Raw genomic sequence first — 7,539 nt, 5'->3', positions numbered from 1 at the left:
GCAGGAGCAACGGGATATCATCGACTCGTTCGTTTCCTATCAGTTGCGCCATTGATCTTCTCCTTGGAGAGACATTCTACCGGTTTTCTATTTTCTATTCTTTTGCCTTTTTTCAGCGAACCATGAGTGTAAGGCTTCCTCTGCAACGTTTACTGCTTCCTTTGCTATGCTTCAGCCCTCCTTTGCAGCGCCTAAGCCATCTAAAAAAATGCTTATGCTTTGCAAAGCAATATATAAGCCGTACGAACAAACGTTCAAACCATCCTTTGCATCCATAACAGATTTCACTCGGGTGAAATGCACCCCAAGGGTTTTCATGTCCTCCTTAAATCAGGTGGGTACAAGAGCAGAACCTAGACAGCCAGAAACTGGGAGGATCTAGAACTCAGCCAATATGTACCTCAACCAATGGGAAACCGTTACCTATCTGACTTGCCTCTAGCGGTTGAGATAAAATTAGGCAGAGCATTCAGTTTATCTATCTCATACAGTTGCCTTAGGCAATCCGGTTAACCAATGGCACTTGCAACCGACCGATTAACCCAATCCTTCCCAATCGGGTTTGAGGATTTTCTGGCCCAGTATGGCGACGACGATCGCTATGAATTAATTGATGGAGAGCTATTTGACTTGGAACCGACTGGCCCCCATGAGGAAGTTGCTGCGGCTATTGCCCGCTGGCTTAATTATGAGATTGTGCAGCAGGGTCTAGATTATTTTATTCCCCATCGTTGCCTGATTAAGTCGCTCGCCAGCGGCACGGGGTTTCGTCCCGATGTCATTGTGTTAGACAGAGCCGCTTTAGCTCAAGAACCGCTGTGGGCCAGTCAACCCATTGTGACCCTGGGTAGCACCGTCAAGTTTGTGGCCGAGGTCGTCAGCAGCAACTGGCAAAACGACTATGCTCGCAAACTTGAAGACTATGCCCTACTCGGCATTCCAGAATATTGGATTGCCGATTATCAAGGGCTAGGCGGTGAATTTTTCATCGGTCGCCCCAAGCAACCGACGTTAACGGTCTGTGTCTTGGACAAAGACGGTCGCTATGACAGGCAACTTCTTCGTGGCGACCAGCCAATTGTTTCCTCTGTCTTCCCTAACTTAATCCTAACCGCAGCGGCTCTACTAGGAGCTGGGCGGTAACGCATCGAGTCCTGGGAACCACCTATCCATCTACCCACCTATCCATCTACCCGCCTACCCATCCCCCCGCTTCCCTACCAAACAGGCCTTCGGCGTAATGCCAAACTGCTGCTTAAACTCAGCGGCAAAGCGCCCCAAATGCCCATAGCCCACCCGCGTAGCCACATCAGCAACGGTGCAGTGGCCCTGGCGCAGCAATCGCTCGGCTTGGTAAAGTCGCTGCTGCTTTAGATAACCCACCACGGTGGTGTGAAATAGAGATTTAAAGCCGCGCTGGAGAGTGCGATCGCTCACCCCCACCATCTGCGCCAGCTCTGACAGTAGCGGCGGGTTTTCTAGCTGGTTTGCCAAAATCTCTTTGGCATAGTGCAAACGAGCCACAGTGTCGGGCTTTAACCCACTGCCAGATTGAGGTTGGCTGGCAGAGTCTGATATTAGATCCAAGTGCAGCGCCAGCAGCTCAAACACCTTGGCCTGAAGGTACAACCGCTTGACAACGCCTCGATAGGGCGCATGCCACATCTGATGAACTAGCGATCGCACCGCAGGCGTCACCTTGGGGTAAAACGACGCTTTCCAGTCTTCCCCCCTAAACAGCTGCTGAAGGCCTTCGGACTGACCGTGGTCGTCAGCCAAAAACGACCTCATGACCGCTGGGTCAATTTCAAGGTTAAGGCAGGTCAGCGGCTGTCCGCCCGACTGTATTTCCCCATAGGCGGGTGAAACACCGCTGCCCGAAAAATAGCTGAGATCGCCGCCCAGCGTGGGATGAATATCGCAATCTATATACCCCGACAGAAAAACCGAGATTTGAATCGGGTGGTCATGGGCCGGGGCGGCTAGTCTCACATCCTGGTGATACTGGCTTTCTGAAAAGCTCAGCTCCACCCCAGGGGACAGCTCTACATCCCGGCAGTAGCCGCACCCGATGGATTCTGGCACTCCCGTTAGGCTCTCAAAATTTTCCAGCACCAGGTTTTTAGGGCAGGTGACAACCTCCTGCCAACGCAGGTCATCCCAATCTCCAGAAGTGAGAGTCAGAGTCATGATGGAAAGGCGATAACATTTATTGCGATTTATTGTCACTAATGCTATCACTACACTAGGTAATTGGGAGCAGAGTATCGGTGCGCGGTTCATAGTGTACGGTTCACAGGTCACTTTTGTCGTGAACCGTACACCTGAATACCCTGCTCCCAGCTCGACGCTTGATCCGCCCAATCCCCTACAATAGCTCTTAGCCTTATTAGCATTTGCTCCTATCAACCATGCTGGATGTCGCCACCTCGATCGCCCTCACCACCCGCAAGCTCACCCTGGCCTACGACGGCAACATAATTATTCAGGGACTCGATTTGGCGATTCCCCAGGGGAAAATTACCACCTTGGTGGGGCCAAATGGCTGCGGTAAGTCAACCCTGCTGCGGGGCCTGGCGCGGCTGCTCAAGCCCCAGGGCGGCACGGTGTATCTGGATGGAGATGCGATCGCCCATCTGCCCACCAAAGATCTCGCTAAACGCCTGGGCATTTTGCCCCAAGCCCCCGCTGCCCCCGAGGGGCTAACCGTGCGCGAGCTGGTGGCCCAGGGCCGCTACCCCCACCAGAGCTGGTTGCAGCAGTGGTCAAAGGAGGATGAGCTAAAGGTGGAGGAGGCGATCGCCACTACCCACCTGCACGAGTTTGCCAACCGCCCCCTCGACACTCTCTCCGGTGGCCAGCGCCAGCGAGCCTGGATCGCCATGGCCCTGGCTCAGGATACCGAAACCCTGCTGCTCGATGAGCCCACCACCTATCTGGATCTGGCTCACCAGATTGAAGTACTGGACCTGCTCTATCAGCTCAACCGCCAGGGGAATTGCACCATTGTGATGGTGCTCCACGACTTGAATATGGCCTGTCGCTACAGCCACCACCTAATTGCCCTGCGCAATGGGACGATTTTAGCCCAGGGCAAACCAGCGGAGGTGGTTACAGAAGACATGGTGGAGCAAGTGTTTGCCTTGAAGAATCGCATCATCACCGACCCTGTGTCTAACACGCCGCTGTGCCTGCCTATTAGCCAAACCATCGAGCATCAGTTTTATTAACATGAGTTCGACAGCTAGAAAGTACTTGCGGAGAGTCTAATACTCCCTGAATGGTGCATTAGACTCTCCGGTGATGGCCTGTGCCCAGTTTTTCTCCCTGGCCCTGGCCTAGCTGGGTTGATCTCCTTACGGATCAGGGCGTGAAGCGATCGCGCGCAATCTCCCTGAGTTAAGAGACCGTTACCCAAAGCCTAATGCCTTGAAGGCTTTAATGATCTCGCGGCTATCCCTGCCCAAATGGAGCAGGCGGAATTCGCGCCGTTCTATGAGACTGAAGCTCATCCGGTAGCTTGAAGCAGGGCACCATGCCGTCTTTGCTGTCGAGGTAGAGTTCGGCGGCGGTAAGCAGGTCGGCGGCGCAGGTGGTGGGGTCGAGGTCGGCGAAGAGATAGGTGGGTTTGCCGGTGCCGACGTAGGCAATGGCGCAGGGCCTTTCACAAATGCACAGGCACCCGGTGGTTGCGATCTCCAATTCATTCCTACGGGGCCACTGTTCGTAAAGCGCTTCCAGAAGTTTCAACAGATGGGCACCGCCGGTTTCACCATTGCGCTTCTCTTCACTGGCAGAAAAGCCGCAGCTTTTGCACACAATTAGCTGGTCTGACATGGCTACGAGTCCTTCACCAGGTATTTAAACAAGTCGTCAAGGATGGCGTTGGCAGCGATCGGGCCGCTGCCGATCCAGTAGCTGGGCACCCGATACACTCGCCCTGTCTGCACTGCCTTAAGCTGCTGCCAGAGGGGATCTTGCTGGAGTGACTCAAGTTTTTGTTGAGCTGTCTCGGCCAACTCGGCGGTGTTCTCGCCGGTCCAGAGAAAAATAACGTCGCCCTCCGCCTGGTTTAGTAACTCCCGACTGATACTAGTTTGAATGGGGTTACCAAAAAGGGCAGCGGCCTCATCTGCGCCAATATTCTGAGCTGTCGGGCGCGATAACCCCGCATCTTGCAGCACGGTGCCCACAAACGAATCGCGCAGGTAGAGATTGATGGTTTCAGGATAAATGCGCACTACGGATACTTGAAGATCGTTCGGACGATTCTCTTTTGGAGAGACTTTGCCAATGCCCATTCGTGCCCTAAAATCCGCCGTCCGAGCATCGTAATTAGCCATCGTCTGCTGGGCTACATCTGCCTGGCCCAAAGCCTCAGCGAACTGTTGGAACGATGTTTTCCACTGGCCGCTGTGTTCAAACTTAAACAAAACGGTCGGCGCAATCTGAGTTGCCTGGGCATAGGCGACCTGGTTACTGTCCAGCCCCACAATTAAATCGGGACTGAGGGCAAGCACCTGCTCCAGGTTGGGCTCTCCCGTCTGGCTGACATTTTCAACCCCGGCTAATTGCTCCGCCATATGATCCATCAGACCCTGGCCAGCGGTAGCAATGGGGGATAGACCAGCTGCGATGGCATATTCAAACGTCACCCCATCTAGCGTTACCATCCGCTGAATCTCATTGGGCACACAGGCTGTTCCAGCGATATGCTCCACCGCCATGCAATCTGCTGTGGCTAAAGCTTCCGGTTGAGGCGAGCGCTGACAAGCCACCGCCAGCCCCAGGGGCAGGAGCCATAATCCCACCCAAATAAACCAATTTCTTAATCGCCGTGAATGCAATTTGTTTATCCTCCTAAAACTCGACTCCCACCCTGGCCGATACCGCCAACGGTGCCCCTGGGATCACCTCCAAAAACTGATCTGACGAGGTGAAATATCGGGTATCAAATAGGTTTTCAACATTAAGCTGTGCCCGCCAGTTGTTGCGGCGGTAAAACAGCGCTGCATCAGTGCGGAAATAGCTGGGTAGGGTAAAGCTGTTGTCAGAATTGCCCGCTCGCTGACTGACATAGTAGAGCCCCAGACCAAATCCGAGACCCTCTAAACTACCTTCTTGAATTTCGTAAGTGCTCCACAGACTGAACTGATTGTCGGGCACATTGGCCAGGCGATTGCCCACTGGAATAGTGTTGTCTTGGCTGACAAAGGCATCCAGCGCGGTGTAGTTGGCGGTGAGGTTCCACCCCGGCAAAATTTCGCCGCCTAGACCCAGTTCAAAGCCCCGGCTGGCTACTTCGCCGGTTTGCACCGTAAACAGCGGGTCGTTGGGGTCAGTAGTCTGCACATTCTGACGGCGAATATCAAATAGAGCTAGGGTAAAGCTCAGGTTCTCGGTAATGTCGCCTTTGGCCCCGATCTCAAACTGTCGGCCCCGCTCTGGATCAAAAGTAGAGTCATCGGCATTGCGGCTGCCAGCAGAGGAGGGCTGAAAGGAGGTGTTGTACGACGCATAGAGCGACAGAGGCTCAATCGGTTCATAGACAATGCCAACCCGAGGAGAAAAAGCGCTGTCTGTCTGGCTAAATTCGGCGCGGGGCTGGCCAATATCCTGGGTGGTGCGAAACTGATCGGCGGTGTCATAGCGTATCCCGGCCAACAGCTTTAGATTAGGTAAAATCTCGACCTGGTCTTGTAAATAAATGCCCCAGGTTCTAATCGTGTCATCCCTAAAGAACTCAGGCTCTATCGCGTAGGGAATGTCGGTATAAATTGGATTAAAAATATTGATTGGGGTGTAGAGATTGTTAAATTGAAACTCGGGCTGCTCTAAGGTGTTGCGATACTCGACGCCAAACAAAACCTCATGGCTCAGTGAGCCGGTGTTGAACCGACCAACCGCCTCGGCATTGGTAAAAAAGCGCTGATAGTGACCACCCGCAAAGTAGGCTAAACGTTCTAGTTCACCGGTCGTTTCATCTAGCGAGTCAAACAGGGGAGCATACCGTTGGGGAGAATATTGCTGGTATTGCAGAGCATGGCGTAGGGTGAGGGTGCTGTTTACATCGTGGTTAAGGCGATAGCCGACATTAAATTGGTCTTGGGAAAATTCGCCAAAATCCTCGCCTAGAAAACGTTCACGCGGCAAGTCAATAATGCCATCGGCACCCACCACTAAACCTTGGTCAATGGTTTCACGATCGCTAGTGTACTGCCCATACACATCCAGCGAGGTATTGGGTCCAATATCCCAGGTAATAATCGGTGAAATCAGCAGGCGGTTGCCATCTACAAAATCACGAAAGCTATCAATATTCTCATAGGACACATTCAAGCGGTAGCGCAGGGCGCGATCGCTCGTCAGTGGCCCCGACAGGTCAACCGTTCCTTCGTAGCTGCCAAAGCTATCGACATTGGCCGAAACGTCATAGAGCGGCTCGCCTAGCGGGCGCTTGGGCACCAGGTTGATGATGCCGCCCGGCTCGCCCTGGCCAAACAGCACCGAGGCTGGCCCTCGCAGCACCTCGACTCGCTCAATGTCGTTAGTGCTCAGCGCCCCCAGCGAAAACGCCTCGACCCCATCGCGAAAAATGCCGCCCCGATTTTCAAAACCGCGAATTAAAAAGCCAGGGCCAAAAAAACTCAGTCCACGCCCGCCGTTAGACACTACTGAAGCTGCCGTTTCTAAGGCATCGTCCAACTCTGTCGCATCGCGATCTTCAATCACCGCTTGAGGAATCACCTGAATCGACTGAGGAATATCCCGCAGGGGGGTATCAGTCCGAGTCGCTGTACTTGAATCGCGCGGCGCGTAGCCCTCATCACCTTCCCCTGTAACCCCAAGTCTGATCGCGTCATCGTCTCCAGAGGCCAACCCCAGGCCGGGCGCAATACCCAGCACCAGGCCAGCCGTCCCGGCGCTAACATCTACTGCGGGTGGCCCATCGTTGCCGGTGATCGTCACCCGCACTTGGTTACCCGGTTCATTGGTCACACTCACCAGGGCAATGCCCTCGGTGGGGCTAAATTGCTCGAAGCTCCCTCCTTCTGGCAGCGCCAGCACCGCGTTGGGAATTTCGACAATCAGGGCGTTGCCTGTGATTTCGGTAATCGGTTCCCCTAACGCCCCGTCGGCATCTAGCACCAGGCGTAGCCCCTCGCCGTCGGGCTCTACCTGCACGCCGGTAATCTGCGTCGCGGCCTGGGCTAAATCTAGATCCGCCGCCCGGTCGCTGGGTAGCGCTACGTTCTCTAAAGACAGTACGGTTTCCGCCTGAGCCGCTAATGGCAACAACGCCAGCCACCCGACCAGCAACACTAACCCCTGCAATCTAACCACCATCACACCACCTGTTAAATCGTTGAGAACATGGCCCTAAGCGGAGTAGGATCCTGGGGCAATCAAGAATACTTCTCAACAAGATACAGGTTTGTGAGAGTCGCTAAAGCGAAGAATGATCCCTGGGCGGAGTTTTTGCGATCAGATCTGGGAGTTTTTGAAGGAAATAGGGTGGAAGGGGCAAGGTGTTAGGTA

General features: G+C 54.0%; 6 protein-coding genes. 2 read left to right on the top strand and 4 right to left on the bottom strand.

Annotated features, from left to right (window positions below):
- Window positions 1–516: 516 nt before the first annotated feature.
- Entirely contained in the window at window positions 517–1,143 is a 627-nt protein-coding gene (locus VB741_RS23395; protein WP_323367634.1) for a Uma2 family endonuclease, read from the top strand.
- A gap of 54 nt (window positions 1,144–1,197) precedes the next feature.
- Here VB741_RS23395 and VB741_RS23390 read toward each other — a convergent pair whose 3' ends face one another.
- Window positions 1,198–2,190 carry a helix-turn-helix transcriptional regulator gene (locus tag VB741_RS23390; protein ID WP_323367633.1) on the bottom strand — a complete coding sequence of 331 codons (993 nt, stop codon included), beginning with the start codon at window positions 2,188–2,190 and terminating at the stop codon, window positions 1,198–1,200.
- A gap of 221 nt (window positions 2,191–2,411) precedes the next feature.
- Here VB741_RS23390 and VB741_RS23385 point away from each other — a divergent pair, with 221 nt between their 5' ends.
- Window positions 2,412–3,230 (top strand): ABC transporter ATP-binding protein, encoded by an 819-nt coding sequence (locus VB741_RS23385; RefSeq protein WP_323367632.1) that lies wholly within the window; start codon window positions 2,412–2,414, stop codon window positions 3,228–3,230.
- 223 nt (window positions 3,231–3,453) lie between these two features.
- On the opposite strand, the gene VB741_RS23380 is transcribed toward VB741_RS23385, so the two are convergent.
- Genes VB741_RS23380 through VB741_RS23370 form a run of 3 tightly spaced genes read right to left on the bottom strand, consistent with a single transcriptional unit; the run spans window position 3,454 to window position 7,347 of the window.
- Window positions 3,454–3,837: a DUF1636 domain-containing protein gene (locus VB741_RS23380; RefSeq protein ID WP_323367631.1), complete on the bottom strand. Its 384-nt coding sequence runs from the start codon at window positions 3,835–3,837 to the stop codon at window positions 3,454–3,456.
- Between the two features lie 2 nt (window positions 3,838–3,839).
- The gene (locus VB741_RS23375; protein WP_323367630.1) at window positions 3,840–4,811 is read right to left on the bottom strand and encodes an iron-siderophore ABC transporter substrate-binding protein; all 972 of its coding nucleotides are present in this window, start codon (window positions 4,809–4,811) and stop codon (window positions 3,840–3,842) included.
- Window positions 4,812–4,860: 49 nt separating this feature from the next.
- Window positions 4,861–7,347: a TonB-dependent siderophore receptor gene (locus tag VB741_RS23370; protein ID WP_323367629.1), complete on the bottom strand. Its 2,487-nt coding sequence runs from the start codon at window positions 7,345–7,347 to the stop codon at window positions 4,861–4,863.
- Window positions 7,348–7,539: the final 192 nt, after the last annotated feature.

The organism is Leptothoe sp. PORK10 BA2 (genome assembly GCF_034932105.1).
Lineage (GTDB): Bacteria > Cyanobacteriota > Cyanobacteriia > Phormidesmidales > Phormidesmidaceae > Leptothoe.
The sequence above is the reverse complement of the archived record's forward strand: the minus strand, read 5'-3'. Positions and strand labels throughout refer to the sequence as shown.